Here is a 22,166-nt window from a genome sequence, read left to right on the forward strand (position 1 = left end):
ATTTACCGCGCCCCTGTCAGCGAGAGAACAATTTTACCCAAACTTCAGAATGACCGGCTGTTAGCGGGTGTTGTTGGCAGGCACAATCTACGCTGATTAAAATGCAACGGTATAGAGCTTCATTCCGAGTGATTAAACAATCCAGTGGCTGTTTAATCACTCGCCCATCACTTATTCCGCTTTCGTTAACGGTGTGTCCACAACGTGTTCGTACACAAACCAAGCCTGTAGCTCATTTGTCCGCAACACCTGACTAACCAGCAGGTCGTTTGTGCCATCGTCTCCCGCTTCGTCGGCTTGTTTAGCAGCTTCCCGGACTTGGGCTAACAACAAATCGTGGGCATCCAGCAAACGGGATATTTGCACGGGTACTTCTTCCCGGTCACGGGGAGGCCGGGGAATCTTAGTCATCTCGGCCACATCAGCAGCCATTGCGACACTTAACCCGCCCAATAGTTGAATCCGCTCAGCAATGGCATCGATCAATTCGGCCTGTTCCTCATAATGTTTATCGAACAGCAAGTGAAGCTGATAGAACGTTGGGCCAACCAATTGCCAGTGGTGCTTTTTGTACAGATCGCGTAGGGTCATGCTATCGGCCAGAATCTGATTAAGTGCCTGCACACTGCTTTGACGAATGGTCTCATCGAGCGCAATAGGCACTCGTTTCAGCACTGTATCGAATGCCTGTAAAATCTTACCTTTCTGATGAAGCTGGGGTTCAGCCAGGCGGGTGCTTTGGTTGGTAGTTGCCATTGGTCGCGGAATTATGCCTGAGTGATTTTTTCATGATGCTGATGGCAGGCATCGGCACATTTACGGCAAGCCTCGGCGCATTCCCGGCAGTGGTCATCATTGTGCTTGCCACATTCATCGGCGCACAACCGGCATATTTCTTCGCAGATGACTAAGAACTGATGGCCGATTTCGGCATTACGCTCCAGCAATCGGGCACCCTGAAAGCAGATATCGGAGCAGTCTCGGTCGAGGGCGATGCAGCGGGTCATCATTTGCACCTCAGGTTCTTGTAAGCAGGCCGTCGCGCAATATTCACAGGCGCGGGCGCAATCAATCAGGGTTTGGATGAGCTGGTCATCCTGAGCGTCTTTATGTTGGTGCATCGTCGTTGAGGTTTTGTTATATGCAGTAACTGATGCGTCAATAGTTTGGTAGTTAATCTGATTCTACGGCTGACTAAGCTTGAAATCTGTACCCTACTCGCATCTAATATAGCCTGTATGACATTCGTTACGAGTAATCTTCATGCAAACAAGCAGCGAGTTTATTTAGAAAATTTAAAAATAACGAATCACATATTTTATAATCAGTCTAAATAAGAATTAACTTTGCCGTGTTGATTTTCTCAAGTCCTCGGCGTGACGGATGATAGAATGACCTTAAGAGAGGTATTCGTCCGTCCGCCAAGGCACAAAACAAACTTTGCAAATGCACGTCAATCCGGCAAAACATCAAGCCTCTCGGCAACCAAAACACCTCTATGTCGCACTTAGCCTCTTTTTAGTAAGCCTGACTGCTGTGGCCCAAACCGGGCAAATCGGTGGCACTACCACTCCATTTGCTAATGTGACGCTTCTGAAAACTCGGCTTGGCACTCAATCAGACGCATCGGGTGTGTTTACCCTGTCGAACGTACCGGCAGGAGATTACCAGTTGACTGTCAGCGCGGTAGGATTTAACGAGGCCACCCGGCCCGTGACGGTGCGGGCCAACGAATCGACCACTGTTGCCCGAATTGAGCTGACACCGGGAGCAGCTTATCTGGAAGAAGTGGTGGTGACGGCCAGCCGCAAACCCGAAACCGTGAAGGAGGTTCCCTCGGCCATGACTATCGTGGGCCTGCGGCAGATTCAGGAACAAACCGCCATCAACACCGACATTACCAGCATCCTGCAATACACTGTGCCGGGGCTGGCCCTCAGTACAGGCCGCACCTCCAACACCGGCCAAACCCTGCGCGGGCGGCAGGTGTTGGTACTCATCGACGGGGTGCCGCAGTCAACCCCCCTCCGCAACGGCGGGCGCGACCTCCGTATCATTGACCCCTCGGCCATTGAGCGTATTGAAGTGATCAAAGGCGCGACCTCGATTTATGGCAACGGAGCCGATGGCGGCATTATCAATTACATCACGAAGCGGGCCGGTACCGATAAACCATTCACGGCCCAAACCTGGGCGGGGTTGACAGGGCAGGTCGGCGGCAGTTCAGACCAAACCATGGGCTATCGGTTGAGCCAGCAGTTTATGGGCCGTACCCGCAAATTCGATTATGTGCTGAACGGAACCCTCGAACGCACGGGCCTGATGCGCGACGCGACGGGCCTGCCGGTTTCGGCTTTCTACAACACTGGCCAGATGACCACCTCCAATATGCTGGTAAAAGCGGGTTATACCATCGCGGCCCGGCAGCGGATCGAAGCCATGTACAACTACTACGGCTCACGTTCTGATTTGCAGTACATTGACCAATTGGGCGTGTACGGAAAAACCCATACCATCGGCATTCCGGCAACGGGCGAACTGCCAGGCACTCCGCAGGGAACACCCTACAACCACAACGCCACGCTCCGCTACAGTTTTGACCGGCTCCTGGGGGGTACGAGCGCGGAGGTAATCGGGTATCTGCAAAATTTCAGGACGGTGTATGGCTACGATGCACAGTTTTTCGAGAACGGCGGGCAGTCGAACATCGTCTCGGACAAAAAAGGCGTTCGGCTGAATCTGAACACACCCTTCGCGCTGGGTAGCTCATTGGCTGGTGAGGTGCTGTATGGCCTGGACCTGCTCAACGACCAGACCGCTCAGAAACTCCAAGATGGCCGGTTCTGGACTCCCGACATGAACATGACCAACACGGCTCCCTTTGCCCAGCTTAAACTCGATTTCCGGCAACACCTGACCCTGAAAGCCGGGGCGCGGTACGAGAATCTCGGCGTGGTCGTCTCTGATTTTACGACCCTGAAAACCTACAATGCAACCACCAAAAAATACGACGGGGGCGTAGTTGTTCAGGGCGGTACCCTTGACTATCAGGCGTTTGTGGGCAACGTTGGGCTGCGCTATTCGGGCTGGCGGGCGTTTCAGCCGTTTGCTGCGTTCTCACAATCGTTCTCCATCAATGAACTGGGTCGAATCCTGCGAACCTCCCAGAAATCCATCGTGTCGCAGTTGGAGACTAAGCCCATCATCGTCAACAACTACGAAGCGGGGGTATCGGGGCAGGTGGGCCGGTGGGTGCATTACGACCTGGCGGTGTATGAAAGCCGCTCGGAGTTGGGGGCATCGTACCGAACACTGCCAAGCGGGGTATTCGAGATCGTGCGGGCACCGGAGCGCATTCGGGGCTACGAAGTGACCGTTGATGTTACGCCCGTTCGGGGGTTGGCCGTTGGCGGGTCCTTCAGCTACTTAGAAGGAAAGTCGGACAATAATGCCGATGGCGACTACGAAACCTACCTCGGTGGCGACCGCATCAGTGCGCCCAAAACCACCGCCTACGTGCGGGTGCAGCCCAACAACCGGCTGAGTCTGACCCTCAACGCGCTCACGGCGGGCAACCGGGATCGGTTCAGCCCGGCGGCCAACGGCACCTACGCTTACGCGCAGGCTCCCGTAACGGCCTATACGCTACTGAATGTCAGCGGTTCGTATCAGCTAACGGCCAAAGCCGGGCTGAGTCTGGGCATCGAAAATCTGCTCAACACCGACTATTATCCGGCCATTTCGCAGTGGGCCGCCCGCGCTTCAGATTACATCAAAGGCACAGGCCGGCGGGCGATGCTCACGCTTCATTATCGGTGGTAAAGCCGTCGACAAGTGTATGAAAATAAGAGAGATTGTCCATAAACTACACCTCGTTCTCGGCATCGGGTCGGGGGTAATCGTGGTGGTGGTGGCCCTGACGGGCTGCGTGTGGGCGTTTGAGGAAGAAATCCGGTATCTTACCCAGCGCGAACAGCTTTTTGTCTCCCCGCAGGCTGCGCCCCGAACCTCGGCCAGCCGGGTGATGGCAGCCGTAAACAAGGCCGAACCGGCCACGAAACTAAACCAGATTCGGCTCTTCGGCGAACCGGGCCGGGCCGTGCAGGTGTTCACCGCCGACAAACGAATGCTGACCGCCAATCCCTACACGGGTCAGCTCATTGCCAACCGGAATTTGGAGACCGATTGGCTGCTCATCAATCTGAAACTGCACCGGACGCTGCTGCTGGGCGAAACGGGCAAGCGAATCATCTACTGGAACACCTGGATTTTTCTGGTCATGCTGGTGTCGGGCTTTGTGCTTTGGCTCCCGGCCCGGTGGCGGCAGCTTCGGTCGGCTTTCACGGTGAAATGGCGGGCCAAGTCGGCCAAACGCATCTACGATTTACATTCGGTGCTGGGTTTTTATGCCATTCCGGGTTTGCTGCTCATTGCCGTTACCGGCTTAGATATGGCTTCGCACGGGGATAAGAAAAAAGGAAAGAAGGTTGTGTATGCAAAACTGGCCTCGGCAACGGTTGTGGATGCCGCCGTCTCGTCGATGCTGAAAACGGATGCGTTTGAGACGGTGCGGATCAACCTGCCCAAAGACAGCCTGAACCCACTGCGGGTGGTGATAACCTACCCCACCACGGGCCTGCGACGCGAAAGCACGTTTACTTTTGATCCGGCTTCGGCCCGGCTGCTTGATGCAAAGCAATACCAGGCCACGCGTTTACCGGCCCGTTTCTGGGGGTCGGATTACGAACTGCATACAGGCCGCATTTTGGGCTTGTGGGGAAAAAGCTGGGCATTTCTAATGGGGTTAATCGCTGCCAGTTTACCCATTACGGGCTTTCTGTTCTGGCGGGGTAAACACCGCCGAATCAAAAAGCCTCGTAAACGAGTATCGGTTACACTGAATACACAGGCAACTTAGTAAGGGCGAATTTTCCCACAGCCTTAGTTTACGGCCAACGTCAGGGCCATCTTATTCCGCACGGCCTGGTACTCTTTTTCCTGGTAATTGCCCGGCGTTTTGTCCATGAAGTCCACGTCCACGACGTACTGCCCGGCTCCGGTCGGAGTTAGCGTCAATAGACCGTTGGCATCGGCGGTTAGCTTGCTCTGCTTACCATCGGGCATTGTCAGTTTGACCGGTGCGTTGGCGTAGGCGGCACCATCCTTTGTAATCAGAACGGTCGCTGCCTTACCCGCTACTGGTTTACTCACGGGAGTTGCGTCCAGATAAAAAACAGGTTTGGCCGACAGCATTCCGCCACCGATCTGACAGATAGCGCGCAGGTATTCACGCGGACGCACGATACCAAGATTGTGCTTCGTCCAATCCTGAACGGGACGGGTATCGTTGACTAACAGCACCTGGTAGGTTCCCGCCTGATTAGGTATGAATTGCGCTTGATAGCAGTTCTCAGCAGGTAAGAGGGTGAGCGGTTCCGACGTGCCATTGGGCAGTAGCACCGATGCTGTGAATGCCTTGATACCACCCAGCTTATCGGCTTTTTCGCGCAGGCCGTTTTCAAGTTCGCCGAAGTAGCACTGTACCGTCATCGGTTCGCCGACCTTACCCGAACCTTTGAGTTCGAGCCAGTAGCTGTGGGCCTCGGTCAGCAGGGGAAGGAGCAATAACAAAAGCAGGGATGAAAGCGATTTTTTCATGGCTATTGATGGAAAAAAGTGAACTTTGAACAGATCAGACAGTTGTAAATTTAATACTCATTATACCAACGTTTAGTATGGCACACGAACATCACAAAGAGGCCGCTTACCACTTCCGCAAAGCCGCCGAATATCACGAGAAAGCCCAGCAACTTCATGAGGCTGGCGAACACGAACAGGAAGCTCATGCAGCTTACATGGCCTACGGTCAGCACAGTCTGGCCGACGAACACGCGCACGCGGCTGCCGAGCATCACGCCGAAGGTCACGACAAAGAGCATTCGGACCCGATAGCCTGATTACCATTCCGCCGGTTCACCTCAATGAGACCCGTACCCAATTGTGTACGGGTCTCATTCGTTACGGATCACTTGAATTTGAGATTCTGCACCCGAACGGCGTTTAAAATGGCCAGCATCGCTACGCCCACGTCGGCGAAAACGGCTTCCCACATCGTGGCCAGGCCACCCGCGCCGAGAATCAGCACGATGGCTTTGACTACCATAGAGAGCGTAATATTCTGCCAGACAATCCGGCGGGTAGCCCGGCCAATGGCAATGGCAGTGGCAATTTTGGCCGGTTCATCATTCTGAATAATCACGTCGGCGGTTTCGATGGTCGCATCCGAGCCAAGACCGCCCATTGCCATACCAACATCAGCCAGGGCCACCACGGGAGCGTCATTGACCCCATCGCCGACGAAGGCCAGCTTTGCTTTTGCGTTACCGGCTAGATCAGCCTTGAGCCGTTCGACCTGAGCAACTTTATCTTCGGGTAGCAGATCGCCGTGCCACTCGTCTACGCCTACCTGTTTAGCCACAATCTCGACCACGGCTGCTTTATCACCCGATAGCATCACCGTTCGGATACCATCTGCTTTCAACCGTTTTACCGCGTCAGCGGCATCGGGTTTTACTTCATCAGCAATGGTAAAGTATCCCGCAAATTTACCGTCGATAGCGGTCATCACAATGGTGAAGGGAATCTGGGTCAGGGCCTCATCGAAGCTAACGTTAAACTTGCGGAGCAGCTTGGCATTACCCGCCAGCATTTCTTTCCCTTCAACCATCCCTTTCAGGCCATGACCAGCAATTTCTTCAACCCCTTCAACTGATACCGTTTCGTGGCCGGTATCTGCATGGTCGATGATTGCCGTAGCCACCGGGTGGGTCGATTTGCTTTCCAAAGCCGCCGTAAGCCGGGTTAGTTCTTTCGCGTCGATGCCGATAGGCTTTACCTCCTGTACCTTAAATACACCCTTCGTCAACGTACCCGTTTTATCCATGACGACGGTTTTAAGCTGGGTCATCAGATCTAAAAATACGGACCCTTTAAACAAAATACCCTGTTTCGATCCAGCCCCAATGCCACCAAAATAACCCAGTGGGATTGAAATCACTAGCGCGCATGGACAGCCAATAACCAGGAAGACAAGCCCACGGTAGAGCCAGTCGGCAAAGCGGTAGTCCGTGACGAAAAAGTACGGTACGACCGTAATCAACACCGCCAGCAGACAGATAATTGGGGTATAAATCTTGGCAAACCGGGCTATAAACTCCTGGGTCTGCGCCTTGCGGCCCGTCGCCTGCTGAACAAGCTTTAAAATCCGGGAGAGTTTGGAATCCTGATAGGGAGTGGTTACGTCCATCTCCACCAGCGACTGCCGGTTGATCATACCCGCCAGTACCGATTCGCCTTGCTCAATGGTGCGCGGTATGCTTTCGCCCGTCAAGGCCGCCGTATCGAACGTACCCGTAATTGAGCGCATCGTTCCATCTAATCCCACCTTCTCGCCCGGCTTGATTTGAACCACATCGCCAACGGCTACCGTCGCAGCTTTGACTACCTGTGTTTGCCCGTTTTTAAGCACCGTTACCTCGTCGGGCCGCACATCGAGCAGGGCTTTGATCGAACGACGCGCCCGCAACACGGCCGCGTCCTGGAACAGTTCGCCGATGGTGTAGAACAGCATCACGGCCACACCTTCGGGATACTCCCGAATACCAAATGCGCCAAGGGTCGCCACGCCCATCAGAAAAAATTCGGTGAACACATCGCCCCGGATACTACTGCTCCACGCCCGGCGCAGCACCGGCCAGCCAACGGGCAGGTAAGCCACGACGTACCATATCAGTCGAACCGGGTCTTTAAACCAGTTTGCTGCGTAATTATCCAGCACAATACCACCCAACAGCAGCACTAAACTGATTGCGGCCGGGGCGTAAGTACGCCAGGTTTGTTCAGGGCCTTTTTTAGCGGGAGCAGCATCCGCTGCCGGAGTAGTCCCCTCCTCGATCAGTTCCACATCATCGTGGGTGTGACCGTCTTCATCATGGTTGTGATCGTGATCGTCTGCCATAGTCTTTTAGAATTCAATGAAAAAATTAAACAGGGCCAGCCCAACGAGCGTCAGGCCGGTAATCAGATTCTCGTTATGCTCGAACCAGTGCGGGTTGACCCGTTGCAGGCTCTTGCGCCCGAGTGCGACCATCAGCAACATTCCTGTCAGGGTAATAACATTGTAGATCAGAGCGACGAGTGCCACCGCTGCCCACCCCTTCGCGCCCGCGCTGAGGAAATACGCTTCAATTTCCAGACAAGGCGACAGAAACATCGCCAGCCCCAGCGATAGGAGCAGGGCCGGGAACGAGCGGGCTTTGCGGGCGGCTCCCGTGTCGAAATGGTCATGTACGTGTCGATGGCGCAAATGCTGCATCAGATACCAGAGCCCCAGTGCCAGCAGTAAAAGCGGTATCGCCCGCTCCGACAGATCGTGGTAATTCTCGGCCAGTTGCCAGCCAGCCAGACTGACCAGTACGCCCAACAATGTCGTACTAACGGTGTGGGCCAGTCCCGCGATGGCCGTGACCGTCAGCGTTTGCCGTAGGCTCCACCCCTCGGCCCGGCCAATGGTCACAAAGGGAAGCCAGTGGCTGGGAATCAGCGCATGGAGCAGACTTAGCGTCAGGCTTCCGGCAAGGAGTGCGTTCATCGTCTTAGTGATTGTTTGATACGGGCAACATCCGTTAATTTCGAGCCTTACGGGCGGTGTAAAGGGCTTGCCGTGACAGGTTGGTTACGGGTCGCTTTTGCGCGTTGACGGGAGTCTTCTGTTGCTGCCGCTCGTCCCGGCTCATCGGTATTAGGCTGGCCTTTTGGGGCCGTTTTCTGACTGTGATAATCCCGAACAGGATCGCTACACGGTACACACACCAGCCCAACAGGCTTAGGCCGACCGCTACCCCTAATAAATCCTGTACTAAATGAATTGTATGCTGCATGGTTATTAAAGGATAAAGTAAGCCGGTTGCGTAACCTGTTTATGAGTCGATGTCTGGCCAATCATTTGCTTCAGATTAACCTCAATAGCCGAAGCGATAGCCGTTACGGGCGTATCCGTAGGCCGGTTCTCGAAAGGGTCCTGCAATTGAATGGCACTTTTCTCAATCAAAAAGAACGTTGATGCAATCAGTGTGACTAAGGGTACTTCGACAAAAAACAGATTTTCCACGAAGCCGAACGGGAGCATGATCGTAAACAACACAATAAACGCCTGCAGATAAAACGTGTAGGTTTTAGGAAAGACCGTATTCTTGATGCGTTCACACCGGCCCATCGAATCGGTTAGCCGCGTCAGGGTGGCATCCAGTTGTACCAGTTGAAGGTCCGTCAACTGGCCGCGCTGGTAGAGTACCCGAAGTTGATCCGCATGGCCCTGTAACAGAGCAAGCGGCTGGTGGGCCGCCGTAAAAACGGTTGGCTGTTGCGTGTCGGGTACGTAGGTCCGCACGGCCTCATCGGTAGTCTGCCCCCGCAGGGTTTGCCCCAGCACGTAACACCAGCCGATTTGCCGCTGGGCGAACACCCCGACGGTGCTTTCCGGTAAATCGCCGTCGTTTAAAAACGTCATCAATTGACGAATCAGCGTTCGACTGTCGTTCACAATAGCGCCCCAGATGACACGGGCTTCCCACCACCGTTCGTAAGCCTGATTGGTACGGAAGGCCAGTAGCAGCGAGATGCACGTACCCACCAGGGCCGGAATGCCCAGTGGAATCGCTAACACGTCCAGCCTGAAGTAGTGCCTGACGATGAAGATCACATTGGCAAACACAAACACCAGACCAGCTTCGTAACGGATTTTCTGAATGAAAAACGAGAGCGGTATTTTCTGATTTAACAGCATAGGATGGCAACCTTATAAATGTTTATAGTAGTTGAGCGTGACCGAAGCCGCATTGCTGCGCTCACTCAGGGTAAAAAAGCCGTTACCCGCCTTGTCGAAGCCAATGGCTTCGCCCTGGGGTTCAAGCTGGTAGGTGAGCGAATAAGACTTCTTCCCTATCAGTGCTTCTGTCACCGTTTGCCCGGTAGAGCGGGTCCAATAGTAAACACCCAGGTACGTCTTCAACAGGATTTCTTTTCCATCGGGCGAGATGCTACCCGACGTGACTAAGGTGAGCGGTAGTTCGCCCCGAAAAACTGCCGTATTCACTGCCGTGGTGCTTTGCGGATAGGGCAGGTGATACAGCCGCACGTTCGCTTCGCCTTTGGAGACAATCCATAGATCGCGGGTGAGCGGGTCGAGCAGCAGCGTCTCCGCATCGCGGGGGCCGTCGGCGTAGCCAAAGGCAATCCGGTCGATTGGTCCAACCAACTCGGTCAGGCTTTTGGGTTCGGCCAGCCGGTAGATGACATTCTGCGTATTTTGAGCCAGATTATCGCCGATGTCGGCCAGGTACAGGTACGTAACGCCCGGTTGCGGACCGGTGCCAGCGGCCATGTCTTCCCAGTCCCGGTTGCTGATCCCCGGCAGCGCAAGCCGCCCAGCCAGCTTACCCCCGTGCGAAAGTAGGTTAAGCTGGGCGGGGGTGCCACTGTCTTCGTTCACCCAGACATGTCCATCCATACTTCGGCTATCGGCCAGCCCTGACGCTTCGTCGATCAGGCCCGGCGTGATGGGGCTACGGCTTGGCACCGAGGCAAAGTTGCCAGCGAGGAAACCCGTAGGGTTGTCCGGTTTGCAGGCTCCGGCGAGTAGCAGGTTGCTTAACAGTATAAATCGGCAGAGTTGGATCATCTCGGTCAGCAATTACAGGGTCGTCAGGCTGTTGGTACATTGCCCGGCCCGTTCGGGTTGCAAAGCGATGTGATTGATGTTGAACTTAGTATTGAGTTGACCCGCCAACGCTTCCAGCCGGGCTGTCAGGTCCGCCGTGGTTAGCGCCCCGTCTGTGACGACGTGCCCACTCATGACGATAATGCCCGACGTAAGCGTCCAGACGTGCAGGTCGTGGGCACTGCCAAAGCCCGGCACAGCGTTGATCATGGTTTCGACGGCCGCCACGTCCAGCTCGTCGGGGGTTCCCTGAAGCAGGATGTTGACCGACTCCATCATCAGTTTCAGCGTGCGGGGCAAAATAAACAGGCCAATGACGGCACTAAACAGCGGATCAGCGTAGTACCAGCCGGTGTAGGTCATGATCAGACCGGCGGCAATAACCCCAACGGAGCTAAGCAAATCGCTGACGACTTCCAGGAAGGCTCCTTTGACGTTCAGGCTTTCTTTGGCCCCCTGTCGCAGCAGGTAAATGCCTAGTAGGTTGATGAGCAGCCCAACGAGCGCTACCAGCGTCATGTTGCTGCTGTCCACGACAGACGGGTTGCGAAACCGGCCGTAGGCTTCAATCAGTATATAGAGCGAGATGCCAATGAGAATCAGCGCGTTGACAAAGGCCGACAGAATCTCCAGGCGGTAGAAGCCAAAGCTGCGCCGGGACGTGATGGGTCGGCGGCTCATCCAGGTGGCAAACAGGGCCAGGGCCAGACCAATAACGTCGGTGAGCATGTGGGCCGCGTCCGAGAGCAGGGCCAAACTGTTGGTCCAGTAGCCAACAACCACTTCTACCAGAAAGTAGGCGAACGTCAGGCCAAAGACAATTCGTATGTTCTTATTGTAACGGCTCGCAGCCGATACGGTTTGTGGGGGTACGGGGTTCATTGATTGGTCTTATGTTTAGTCACCGGTTACCTGAGCTCTCCCGAACGTTTTACGGGGGTTACCAGCGTTTCAATCAGCAGAATCAGCACGTGGATAACCTTGCCGTGTACTTCCTGAATCCGGTCGGCATAACCGAAGTGAGGTACGCGGATTTCAACATCGGCCAGACCCGCCAGCTTGCCCCCGTCCTTGCCCGTCAGAAGGACCACCGACATGCCCTGCTGACGGGCCGCTTCAACGGCCCAGACCACATTAGTGGAATTGCCGCTCGTACTCAGACCAAGCAGCACATCGCCCGGATGGCCTAAGCCTTCGATAAAGCGCGAAAACACGAACTCATAGCCGTAGTCGTTGCCCACGCAGGTCAGATGACTTACGTCCGCAATGGCCAGACCCGCAAGACCTGAGCGGTCATTACGGAAGCGGCCGGATAACTCCTCGGCGAAGTGCATGGCATCGCAGAGCGAACCGCCGTTGCCACAGCTAAGAATCATGTTCCCCCCGTTGAGGGCATCCGCCATGAGTCGGGCTGCTTTTTCAATCGCAGTCAGATTGTCTTCATTAGCCATAAAGGCGCTGAGTACCGCCTGGGCTTCGCTCAGTTCCTGCTGGATCAGGTGCTGGATGGTTTTCATACAGGGTAGAACTGTTCGTTGATAATGGGCCAGCCTACAATAGACCGGAAACAGTGTTGATAGTCAGGGCAATGATGAGCGTATTAAAGGCGAAGGACAAAACACCATGTAGTAATGTCAACCGCCGAATCGGTTTGGCCGTAACGGCTACGTCAGAAACCTGAAACGTCATACCGACCACGAACGAATAGTAGGCGAAATCGAGGTAATCGGGTGGCTCCTCACCGGGAAAGCCAAGACCGCCTACCCGTTCCGTTTCGTTAGGGTCATAGTAGAGGTGAGCGTAATGCAGCGTGAAAATGCTATGCGTTAGAATCCATGAGCTAACCACGGTTAGTCCTGACAGGATCACATGCCGCGTCGCTTCGGAAGCTGATAGTCCCTTAACCGAACCCAGCAAACTGACCACCGCCAGCAGACTGACCAAAGCCCCGCCCACAGTAAAAAAAAAGATAGCCGGGCGGCTTTCGTCTTCCCGTTGGGCCGTCTGCCGGGCATCGGCCCAGCCAATGACCAACCAGATCATCATCAGCACAGTCAGGGCGTAGGCCAGCCACCCCAGTAGCAGCCTGGTTTGCCAGCCCACTCGGCCGGCGGTTAGCCACCAGACTAAACCGCCTGCGGCCAGGGCAACCAGTGATCGGGACAAGGCCGTTAGCTTTGGCTGGTAGGGTTTAATCGTTGCCATAGTTAGGATCAATTGGTACATATAGTCAGTAATTCACCATCCCCGAACCACTGCCAGGCGACTTCCTTCTGGTCAAGCGTGAAGCTGCGAAGCTCAGCCCGGAAGATGGTTTGCATGACCGGCGTAATGATCGCTATGTTGTCGGTGGTACCCACCAGCGCGATGCGGGCAAAATCCGCCGTGACCGTTAGGTCGAACTGCAAATCCCGCCAGAGCTGTTCTGGTTGCCAGCCCCGGAAGTATTCCATCTCCCAGTACAGCCGGGCTTCATCGGAACTGTGCAGAGTCGTATCAAGCAGCGGACGCAGCTCGTAGTAGTCATCGGCCGTTATAAAGTCGGCCACGCGAAGGGCCAGCCGACCGGGTTGGTTAAGCAAAACCTTGTACATCGTCCAATAGTGATCGAGGACAAAAAGCCATCAGGCTACCATGCCCAGAATTAAAAACAGTAGAAACCCAGCGAAAAACGTAGCGGTTAGCCAGGGCTTTTCCGGCCCCTCGTGGGCTTCGACCAGGAGTTCTTCGGTCACTAGAAACAGCAGGGCCGCCAGCCCAAACGACAGCACCACGTCTAAGCCCGCTTCGGGTAGTTTGTGCAGCAGGGTGGCCCCGCCGACAGCACTGACAAAGAATAGAGCCGACAGTCCCAATAGTAGCCGGATGATTCGGGAACGTGATACACCATCCTCGGTCAGGGAGGTGGCCGTAGCGAGTCCTAACGAAAACACCTCGATACCCAGTCCAAACGCCAGCAGCACCCCTTCTTTAGCCCCGGCCCCGAAGCCAATGCCCAGCAGCAGCCCATCGACGGAAATATCGACCCCCATGGCCAGTAGAAACGTCACGGGGAACCCATTTGTCGGCTGGCTAGTCAATTTGACCCCGTTCTTAGGGGCTTTCACCTTCGCGGAAGCCTCCTCCGGTGATTCGGTCAATTGGCGAATCAGCAGCATCAGCCCGATACCCGCACCAAAGCCGACCGCCGTCAGCACCGGGTTATGCAGCCGCACTATGTCGGGCAGAATCTCCACGGCTACCACCGAGAAAATGACCCCGGCCGCAAAGTGCAGAATGGCTGATCGAACCTGGATGCCAATGCGGAGAAACACGGCCAGCGCCCCCCCACCCATCAGGGCAACAGTTGGCAGCAGAGCATAGGTGATAATCTGTTGAAAAAGGGGGGTCATAGCAAACCGTTATTTTTTATAGCGAAATAATAGATAGGACACAATGCCATCGTGTTCATGATCGTAAGTACCATGTTGAACGCGATACGCACCGTTGGCCCCTTTCTCACGGCCCAGTTTCTGTAATTCAGTCTCCACCCGTTGATGAATCGAGTAAATCGATCCGTAGGTATGGATCGTAACAGTTCCGACCCGCTCTATCGTGGTTGGTATATCCCGCTCTAACAGAAAGATGGTGACGGTGGCTGAGTCCGTTGAAGCACCGGAGCTGGTCGTACCCTGAATAGGCCGGTATTGGGAAAATGAAACGCACCCGGCAGTCAGGAAAAGCAACGTTGCCAGACAGCAACAGTTTAGCACGTGTTTCATAGTCATTGGGCGTTCAGTGGCCCTTCTGGGTTTAGTGTGTACTCCACCCGAATGGCAAAATCAAACGCTTCCCCGTGGGTCTCGATACCAATGGTCAGGCTTTCCCAAACCGCAAACGTGCGGTCAATCTGAGCTTCGTCAGGTTTCTGGGGTAGCGCATAGGTATATACTTCCTCGCTCCATATCACCAAACCCGCTTCATCGGCAATGGATAGCGACAGGGCCGGGTAGTGGGCAAACGTTAGCTCGTTTTTAGACACCAGCCGATCTATCCGCACACTGCGAATGGCATCGCGGGCGTGCAGGTGAACCTTGTTGCCAGTTGGCGTGAGCAATACCGAGTCGGTTCGTTCCAGGCTGTTAGTGTCCATGTCCGCCCCCTTCATCGCCCCCGGCACTGGCCGACAGAATATCATAGGCACCCGCTAGCACCACCTGCGCATCAGCCGCTATACCCGTTGGGAGTGTGACGGCCCGGTAGCCGTTCTGGGCCGCGCCCGCCCGCACCGGCACGGGCCGGAAGCGGTAGTGAACCAGCCCCTCGTGGTCCTCTTTCCCGGCAAACACAAAAATCTGGCTGCTATTGCCCGATTGCACCACCGCTGGTTCGGGCAGGGCGGGTTCGGTAGCCGCGCCGGTTTCGACAACCGCCTTGACAAACGTACCCGGACGGAGCGCACCCGAAGCCGGATTGTCTAAACTCGCATAGACCTTCACTGTCCGGTCGGCATTCACTTCGCGGTTGATGAGTTTGATGCGCCCGGTTCGTTCGCCCGCCACGCCAACGACGGATAAACGCACCCGCTGCCCGACCTGCATCCGGGCCAGATCACCCTCGAACACCGTCAGTTCGGCCAGCAAACCAGCCGCGTTTGTGAGTTCAAACAGTACATCGTTGGCCGCTACGTAGCTGCCCCGGTTCACGTTAACCTGCGTCAGCGTACCGCCAATGGGGGCGCGGACACTCATGGTGCGGGTGATGGTTTCGGGAGTCAGCTTTGCCGCGTTCACGCCCAGGATAGCCAACTGCTGGCGTAAGCCACCTATCCGCGCCCGCAACATACCTAATTGCGACGTTGCCTGTTGCAGCGTTTTAAGCGCACCCACGTTTTCGCGGCTCAACTCACGTTGCCGCTCGTATTCCTGCTGCTGATACGTCAGTTGGCTCTGGGTTTCCAAGTACTCCTGCTGGATGCGAATAAACTCCGGGTTTTCGAGCACGGCCAGCGTTTGACCCTGCCGCACCGGCGTACCCGCCAGTAGATTGGCCGATTTGAGAATGCCGCCGTAGGGCGACGAAACCGACACCTGTTGGCCGGGTGGCACCGTCAGCGACCCGTTCACGCGGATCAACTGGCTCATTTGCCGCTGTTCCAACCGGCCTAATTTTACCCCGACGGTCTGGTACTGGGCTTCGGTCAGTTCGATTAAGCCCGCTTCTTCTTCTTCGGCATCCTCGACGGGTTGCCCGGTCTTGGGTTCGGCTTCGTGGCCGCCCGCTGCTTCGGCGGTGGCCACGCCTTTGGTGGCCCCGTCGGATGATTTCTTACAGCCCGTTGTGGTCAGCAACGAAAGCAGCATAACAGAGCTGATAATCAGATGGATTCGTTTCATTAGTCGATTCGTCCCAACAAAAAGTCGAGGTTGATTAAGGTTTGATTTAAGTCATTGAGAGCCGCTAAATAGCCGGTCTGAATCTCGCTGACAGTTCGGAGGTTTTGCAGTAATTCGACGTACCCGATTTCGCCCGCCCGGTAGGCTTTGGTGACCTGCTCCCGAATCAAGGCGGCCTGGGGCAGAGCCGATTCGCGGTAATAGGTCAAGGCCTGCCGGTCTTTCTGGTAACTCTGAATCGTGGTGGCCACTTCACCTTCCAGAGTGCGTTGACGGGCCGTGCGCTGGGCCTCAGCGCGTTGCTGACCGATGCGGGCCGCTGCAACGCGGGCTTTAAGCGGCTTGGCAAACAGCGGAATCGAGATGCCCACCTGCCCGTAGGTGAAGCGGTTGCCGAACCCGTAGAAACGATCACCTCCTCCGTCGGGCAGCGTCTGAAACCCCTGGAGCGACTGGTTGGTGAGACCCACCGTAAAGTCAGGTTTGAGCCGGGCCGCTTCCACGTCAGTTTCGCGCCGGGCCACCTCGATCTGACCACCAAGCAGGGCCAGTTCAGGGTTTTGCGCCAGCATTGACGAGTCAACAATGGGCAGGGTGCGCTCGGTCAACGGCACATCGGGAACGGTTGGCGGGTCAGAACTGGCCAGCAGGGTTTGCAACTGCCGGGCCAGAATCTGCGCGTCTAAGGCGTTTTGGCTCAGAGCTGTTTGGGCCTGTCGGCGTTGCACCTCGGCGGCTGTTTGTTCTAATAGCGTACCTTCTCCCGTGCGCCGACGTACCTCGGCCCCCCGCGCAATGGCCGCAAATAAACTATCCTGACTACGAAGAAAAACAGCCTGTGACTGCACGTACCAAAGCTGGTAATACGTGGCTTTCACCTGCCGGGCCAGATCGGCGCGGGTCAGGCGGCCTTCGGCTTCAGCCCCGGCGGTGCGGGCATCGGCCAGTGAGCGCAGCCCCCGTACTAAGACCGGGCTGGGCAACCGCTGACCGATGGTAAACGATTGGTCGATGTAGCGGCTGTTGTACTGGCCGAAGGTGGTGGAAATATCGGTTTTGCCCACGTCGCCGGCCGTTGCCCGCAGACTTTGCTGGTAGCCCACATTGAGTTGCGATACCCGCAGTTGGGGGTTATTGCTGCCTGCCTGTTGCAACGCCTGAGCGAGCGAAAGACCGCCCCCGGTTCCAATTTGGCCCACGCCGGGTTGAGCCGTAACCTGAGCATTCGCAGTTAGCGACCCGAACGTACCCAGACCAATCAACCCGATCAGCAGCCAGTTGGCTATTGAAACCGCTACCGGTTCGGATATTGCTTTCGGCTGACCGAATTTTTTGCCGAACCGACGTTCAATCAGCACATACAGTACGGGCAACACAAACAGGGTCAGCAATGTGGCCGTGAGTAGCCCGCCGATTACAACCGTTGCCAGCGGCTTTTGCACCTCGGCCCCGGCTGAACTCGACAACGCCATCGGCAGAAAACCGAGCGAAGCCACCGTCGCGGTCATTAGCACGGGCCGCAGCCGCACGGCAGTTCCGGCATAAATGACCTTCACCAAGTCGGTTTCGCCCGCCAGCCGCAGCCGGTTAAACTCGCCGATGAGCACAATCCCGTTCAGTACGGCCACCCCGAAGAGGGCAATGAACCCTACCCCCGCCGAAATACTAAACGGCATATCGCGCAGCCACAAGGCCAGAATGCCCCCAATGGCCGCCAGCGGAATGGCTGAGAAAATCAGCAGCGACTGCCGGGCCGAACCAAACGTGAGAAACAGCAGCCCGAAGATCAGGGCTAAGGACACGGGCACCGCAATGGAGAGCCGGTCGCGGGCTTCGATCAGATTCTCGAACTGCCCGCCGTAGGTGACGTAATAGCCGGGCGGGAACTTGATCTGGCTGTTAATTTTCTGTTGCAACTCCAGCACCACGCTTTCCACGTCGCGGCCCCGCACGTTGAAGGCAACGGACAGCCGCCGTTTGGCATCTTCGCGCTGAATCTGGTTGGGGCCGGGCCTGAGGTCCACACTGGCCAACTGAGCCAGCGGCACCGCCGGGCCGTCGGGTACGGGAATGGTCAGGGCGCGCACATCCTCAATGCTGCTCCGCCCGCTTTGGGCCAGCCGCACGGTGAGGTCGTAGCGTCGTTCGCCTTCGTAAACTAAGCCCGCGCTCTGCCCGGCAAAAGCGGCCGAGACAGTCTGGTTCACCTCGTCCACGCTCAGGCCATAGCGGGCCAGTGCCTCGCGGTCTATCTGCACCACAACCTGGGGCAAACCCGATACCTGCTCCACATAGACATCCGTCGCCCCCGATACCTTACTGACCAAGCCGTTGATTTGCCCGGCCAGCCGGGTTAGTTCGGCCAGGTCTTCGCCAAAAATTTTGACGGCTACGTCCTGTTTGGCTCCCGAAATCAGCTCGTTGAAGCGCATCTGAATGGGCTGCTGAAAGCCGAACTCCACGCCCGGAATCACTTCGAGGGCTTCGGCCATTTTCGTCGCTAATTCGTCTTTGCTGGTTGCCGAGGTCCACTGGTCCTGGGGTTTGAGGATCACCATCAGGTCGGTTGCTTCGATGGGCATGGGATCGGTCGGAATTTCACCCGCGCCGGTTTTACCGATCACTTCGCGCACTTCGGGAAACTGTTTCTTCAGCAATGCACTGGCCTGCAACACCTTGTCGATGGTTTGACTCAGTGAACTGCCCGTGCGCACCCGGACTTCCACGGCGAAATCACCTTCGTTAAGGTTAGGAATAAATTCGCCACCCAGCGTCGTAAAAAGCCAGACCGCCCCGACCAGCAACGCGACCGACACCGCCAGCACCAAGGTTTTCATCCGCATGGCTCCGCGCAGGGCAGGTTCGTAGCCCCGCTGGAAGAAGGCCATCATCCGGTCGGAGAAGTTTGGTTTATGCGAGAGATTTTTGCTCAGAAACAGCGCTGACATCATGGGTACGTAGGTTAAGGAGAGAATAAACGCCCCCGCAATGGCAAAGGCCACGACCTGCGCCATCGGCCCGAACATCTTGCCTTCAATCCCGACTAAGGCCAGAATCGGCAGGTAAACGATCAGGATAATGATCTCCCCAAAAGCCGCTGAGTCCCGAATCCGCGAGGCCGATGTATAAACTTCCTCGTCCATTTGCTCCTGCGTGAGCCGGGACAACTTGATGAGTCCCAGATGGTGCAGCGACGCTTCCACGATAATCACTGCTCCGTCCACGATCAGGCCGAAGTCGATGGCACCGAGGCTCATCAGGTTGCCCGACACGCCGAAGAGGTACATCATACTGACCGCAAAGAGCATGGCCAGCGGAATCACCGAAGCCACAATCAGCCCCGCCCGCAGGTTTCCCAGAAACAGGATCAAGACGAAAATCACGATCAACGCTCCTTCGATCAGGTTTTTGGTGACGGTGCCGATGGCCCGGCCCACCAGTTCGGAGCGGTCGAGAAAGGCATGAACGTCCACGCCTTCGGGCAGCGTCCGCCGAATCTGCTCCATGCGTGTTTTGACCTGCCCGATCACCGTGTTGGCGTTTTCGCCTTTGAGCATCAGTACCAGGGCACCCACTGCTTCGCCTTCGCCATTGCGGGTCAGGGCACCGTAGCGCACTGCCGAGCCAAACTGCACCGTGGCCACGTCGCGAATCAGCACAGGGGTTCGGCCCGCCGTGCGCCGAACTACGATGCGTCCAATATCGTCTAAGTTGGTCACCAAGCCTTCGGTGCGGATAAAATAGGCATTGGGCTTTTTGTCAATGTAGGCCCCGCCCGTGTTCTGGTTGTTGCGCGAGAGGGCGGTGAACAAATCGCCGATACTCAAGCCATAGGAGCGCAGCCGGTCGGGGTCGATGGCGATTTCGTACTGCTTCAGCAAGCCCCCAAAGCTGCTCACATCGGCCACGCCGGGCGTACCCAGCAGTTGCCGACGCACCACCCAATCCTGAATGGAGCGTAGTTCGGTGGGCGAGTACCGTTTCTCAAAGCCGGGTTTGGCGTAGATCACGTACTGATAAATCTCGCCCAGCCCGGTCGAGACCGGCCCGATAGTCGGTTCGCCAGTGCCGGCAGGAATCTGACTACGGGCTTCGGTCAGGCGTTCGCTGATTTGCTGCCGCGCCCAGTAGACATCGGTTTTGTCGGTGAAAACGATAGTCACCACCGACAGGCCAAACCTCGACAGCGAGCGAATCTCGACAATATCAGGAATGGTGGCCATCGTTTGCTCGATTGGAAAAGTAACGAGCCGTTCAATCTCCTGCGCGGCCAGTGCGGGGCTTCGGGTAATAACCTGCACCTGGTTATTGGTGATGTCGGGAAGGGCATCGATAGGCAGCCTACTCAGCGAGTAGCCGCCCCAAATCACCAGAGCTAGGGTAAAAAGGCCGATGATGAGTTTGTTCCGAATGGAAAATCGGATAATGGAATCCAGCATAATGGGGTCTGAACAAATGGACAATAGGAAGATGCCGAACGCGCACAAACCGCATGACTACGCCATGTAGGGGCATAGTCATGCAGTCCGTCGCAAACGGCTAGGGTGTTCAGACCCGAAGTTGAGGGGGTTGCCAGATGGCGGTGACTGGATCGAAAGGATGATCCGAAGCGTAGCCAAACGCGGCTACGGCCATTGGTAGGATTTTGACCGAATGGGTGGGTGAATACTGGAATCGGGGCGCAACGGTAATGGTAGCAGCACAGCAGGCACAGGTACAAAAGGGCGAACAGGCATCATGCTTGTGATGATGAGACGCATCTGACTCCGTGGTGGAAGCTGACAGAATCATAGCTATCCCCGACTGCCCAACGGGGAGCATCGATTCATCTGCGCAGGGCCAGAAAGACAGACCGAGGAGATAAAGGGACAATATGACTGTAAACCACTTCATTAATGCAAAGGTACGGCAATAACTTATGCAACAGGTAGTCAAAAAGAAAATGAATAGTCTGCTCATGAAGCGAGTAAGCGGATGATTAGGGAATTCTTCGTTTAAGCTGCCATGCTGCGCGCACCCTGAGCCATCTGGCGGCAAGCCTCAGCGCACCGACGGCAGTGGTCAGCATGGTCAGCGTGTTTTTCGCATTCGTCCGCTCAGGCTTCGCAGATATGAGCGCATAACTGACAGACATCGGCTGCGTGGAAACTACCACTGGCCATGAACGAAATAAATGGCCACGTAACAAATCATGGCGCAATCACGGTCGAGCCGATTGCAATTCAGCATCATCAGTACATCCCATTCACTGAGACACGCTCCGGTACAGGCGTCGCAGCTAACGGCGCAGTCCTGACAGGCGTCGATGCACTATTGGTACTGTTGGGGGCTAAAGAAGTCGCCATAGCAGTTTTTGATTTGATTTATCAATCGATAGGTTGAATAGGCCTTCCCATTGCATACCAATACGGTCGACATCCACAAATTTTGTAAGTACCCTGCCGAATCCTGTAAATCATTCCTGTTTTAAAGCGTTTACCTTTGTTGGTGTAAACGTGTATCCGATGCGAACACCCCTTCATACCCGACTCTTTTGCTGCTGGCTGGCCGTTCTGGTTCTGGTGAGCAGTATGGGCTTTGGTATGGTGGAACACTGGTGTAAGATGCGCGGTCATTCGAAGACCCTGCTGGCAGTCCAAAAAAATTGCCCCAAACACTGTCAGGCTGACGAAACATCAGCTCCGGCATCGGGTGAACCGGTTGTTAAAAGAGCGCCCTGCTGCAAGACAACGCTCAGCTATGAACACCTCGATGTGAGCAGCTTCGTGGCCGACTATCACCCGCATCAGGCTCCCCAGCCAGCGGCATTTCTGCCTAATCCCCAATTTCAGCTTCTGCTTGCGGCTCTGCTGCCCTTCCCTTCGGCAGATTCCATTTCTACGTTTGCCGACACTCCGCTTCATCGAACGGGTCGGTTTCGCCTGACCTCCCTCTGTATCTGGCTTATTTGAGCCATCGATTCTTGTGGCTACTCGCTGGCGGACGGATTTAAACGTCCCGGTCGACGGGTTTCC

General features: G+C 55.8%; 22 protein-coding genes and 1 pseudogene. 4 read left to right on the plus strand and 19 right to left on the minus strand.

Features of this window, described 5'->3' with window-relative positions; translation table 11 throughout:
* Positions 1-171 precede the first annotated feature (171 nt).
* The gene (locus tag ACAW75_RS23705; protein WP_370731256.1) at positions 172-756 is read right to left on the minus strand and encodes a Dps family protein; all 585 of its coding nucleotides are present in this window, start codon (positions 754-756) and stop codon (positions 172-174) included.
* A gap of 11 nt (positions 757-767) precedes the next feature.
* Positions 768-1,121, minus strand: coding sequence for a four-helix bundle copper-binding protein (locus ACAW75_RS23710; RefSeq protein WP_370731257.1), 354 nt, complete (start codon positions 1,119-1,121; stop codon positions 768-770).
* 325 nt (positions 1,122-1,446) lie between these two features.
* On the opposite strand from ACAW75_RS23710, the gene ACAW75_RS23715 reads away from it, so the two are divergent.
* Both ACAW75_RS23715 and ACAW75_RS23720 read left to right on the plus strand, forming a co-directional pair.
* The gene (locus tag ACAW75_RS23715) at positions 1,447-3,822 is read left to right on the plus strand and encodes a TonB-dependent receptor (RefSeq protein ID WP_370731258.1); all 2,376 of its coding nucleotides are present in this window, start codon (positions 1,447-1,449) and stop codon (positions 3,820-3,822) included.
* A gap of 16 nt (positions 3,823-3,838) precedes the next feature.
* Positions 3,839-4,918: a PepSY-associated TM helix domain-containing protein gene (locus ACAW75_RS23720; protein WP_370731259.1), complete on the plus strand. Its 1,080-nt coding sequence runs from the start codon at positions 3,839-3,841 to the stop codon at positions 4,916-4,918.
* Between the two features lie 23 nt (positions 4,919-4,941).
* Here ACAW75_RS23720 and ACAW75_RS23725 read toward each other — a convergent pair whose 3' ends face one another.
* Positions 4,942-5,658, minus strand: coding sequence for a DUF4198 domain-containing protein (locus tag ACAW75_RS23725; protein WP_370731260.1), 717 nt, complete (start codon positions 5,656-5,658; stop codon positions 4,942-4,944).
* 77 nt (positions 5,659-5,735) lie between these two features.
* Between ACAW75_RS23725 and ACAW75_RS23730 the strand changes: the two genes are divergently transcribed.
* A complete protein-coding gene (locus tag ACAW75_RS23730) occupies positions 5,736-5,957 on the plus strand; it encodes a hypothetical protein (RefSeq protein ID WP_370731261.1) in 222 nt (73 codons plus the stop codon).
* A 68-nt stretch (positions 5,958-6,025) separates the two neighbouring features.
* On the opposite strand, the gene ACAW75_RS23735 is transcribed toward ACAW75_RS23730, so the two are convergent.
* From ACAW75_RS23735 to ACAW75_RS26120, 16 genes and pseudogenes are all read right to left on the minus strand, one after another.
* Positions 6,026-8,017 (minus strand): heavy metal translocating P-type ATPase, encoded by a 1,992-nt coding sequence (locus ACAW75_RS23735; RefSeq protein WP_370731262.1) that lies wholly within the window; start codon positions 8,015-8,017, stop codon positions 6,026-6,028.
* A 6-nt stretch (positions 8,018-8,023) separates the two neighbouring features.
* Positions 8,024-8,650: a hypothetical protein gene (locus ACAW75_RS23740; RefSeq protein ID WP_370731263.1), complete on the minus strand. Its 627-nt coding sequence runs from the start codon at positions 8,648-8,650 to the stop codon at positions 8,024-8,026.
* Positions 8,651-8,944: 294 nt separating this feature from the next.
* Positions 8,945-9,844: a bestrophin family protein gene (locus ACAW75_RS23745; protein ID WP_370731264.1), complete on the minus strand. Its 900-nt coding sequence runs from the start codon at positions 9,842-9,844 to the stop codon at positions 8,945-8,947.
* A gap of 12 nt (positions 9,845-9,856) precedes the next feature.
* Positions 9,857-10,738, minus strand: a complete 882-nt coding sequence (locus ACAW75_RS23750; RefSeq protein WP_370731265.1) for a PE-PGRS family protein — start codon at positions 10,736-10,738, stop codon at positions 9,857-9,859.
* A gap of 12 nt (positions 10,739-10,750) precedes the next feature.
* Positions 10,751-11,659, minus strand: a complete 909-nt coding sequence (locus tag ACAW75_RS23755; RefSeq protein WP_370731266.1) for a cation diffusion facilitator family transporter — start codon at positions 11,657-11,659, stop codon at positions 10,751-10,753.
* 26 nt (positions 11,660-11,685) lie between these two features.
* Positions 11,686-12,294, minus strand: a complete 609-nt coding sequence (gene lpcA, locus ACAW75_RS23760) for a D-sedoheptulose 7-phosphate isomerase (RefSeq protein WP_370731267.1) — start codon at positions 12,292-12,294, stop codon at positions 11,686-11,688.
* A 34-nt stretch (positions 12,295-12,328) separates the two neighbouring features.
* Positions 12,329-12,982 carry a DUF1345 domain-containing protein gene (locus ACAW75_RS23765; protein ID WP_370731268.1) on the minus strand — a complete coding sequence of 218 codons (654 nt, stop codon included), beginning with the start codon at positions 12,980-12,982 and terminating at the stop codon, positions 12,329-12,331.
* Between the two features lie 8 nt (positions 12,983-12,990).
* On the minus strand, positions 12,991-13,371 hold the full coding sequence (locus tag ACAW75_RS23770; protein ID WP_370731269.1) for a SpoIIAA family protein: 381 nt from the start codon (positions 13,369-13,371) through the stop codon (positions 12,991-12,993).
* 30 nt (positions 13,372-13,401) lie between these two features.
* Positions 13,402-14,169: a ZIP family metal transporter gene (locus ACAW75_RS23775; RefSeq protein WP_370731270.1), complete on the minus strand. Its 768-nt coding sequence runs from the start codon at positions 14,167-14,169 to the stop codon at positions 13,402-13,404.
* 9 nt (positions 14,170-14,178) lie between these two features.
* The gene (locus tag ACAW75_RS23780) at positions 14,179-14,538 is read right to left on the minus strand and encodes a hypothetical protein (RefSeq protein WP_370731271.1); all 360 of its coding nucleotides are present in this window, start codon (positions 14,536-14,538) and stop codon (positions 14,179-14,181) included.
* 2 nt (positions 14,539-14,540) lie between these two features.
* Positions 14,541-14,909, minus strand: a complete 369-nt coding sequence (locus ACAW75_RS23785) for a hypothetical protein (protein WP_370731272.1) — start codon at positions 14,907-14,909, stop codon at positions 14,541-14,543.
* Positions 14,899-16,152: an efflux RND transporter periplasmic adaptor subunit gene (locus ACAW75_RS23790; protein WP_370731273.1), complete on the minus strand. Its 1,254-nt coding sequence runs from the start codon at positions 16,150-16,152 to the stop codon at positions 14,899-14,901. The genes ACAW75_RS23785 and ACAW75_RS23790 overlap by 11 nt, the downstream gene beginning before the upstream one ends.
* Positions 16,152-20,591: a CusA/CzcA family heavy metal efflux RND transporter gene (locus ACAW75_RS23795; protein WP_370731274.1), complete on the minus strand. Its 4,440-nt coding sequence runs from the start codon at positions 20,589-20,591 to the stop codon at positions 16,152-16,154. Before ACAW75_RS23795 ends, ACAW75_RS23790 begins: the two co-directional genes overlap by 1 nt.
* A gap of 109 nt (positions 20,592-20,700) precedes the next feature.
* Complete coding sequence (locus tag ACAW75_RS23800) at positions 20,701-21,111, minus strand: DUF6660 family protein (protein ID WP_370731275.1); 411 nt, start codon at positions 21,109-21,111, stop codon at positions 20,701-20,703.
* 35 nt (positions 21,112-21,146) lie between these two features.
* Positions 21,147-21,206, minus strand: a pseudogene (locus ACAW75_RS26115) (four-helix bundle copper-binding protein); the annotation flags it as partial.
* A gap of 94 nt (positions 21,207-21,300) precedes the next feature.
* Positions 21,301-21,459: a four-helix bundle copper-binding protein gene (locus ACAW75_RS26120; protein ID WP_502918603.1), complete on the minus strand. Its 159-nt coding sequence runs from the start codon at positions 21,457-21,459 to the stop codon at positions 21,301-21,303.
* A 197-nt stretch (positions 21,460-21,656) separates the two neighbouring features.
* Here ACAW75_RS26120 and ACAW75_RS23810 point away from each other — a divergent pair, with 197 nt between their 5' ends.
* Entirely contained in the window at positions 21,657-22,103 is a 447-nt protein-coding gene (locus ACAW75_RS23810; RefSeq protein WP_370731277.1) for an HYC_CC_PP family protein, read from the plus strand.
* Positions 22,104-22,166: the final 63 nt, after the last annotated feature.

Source organism: Fibrella arboris (genome assembly GCF_041321095.1).
Classification (GTDB): domain Bacteria; phylum Bacteroidota; class Bacteroidia; order Cytophagales; family Spirosomataceae; genus Fibrella; species Fibrella arboris.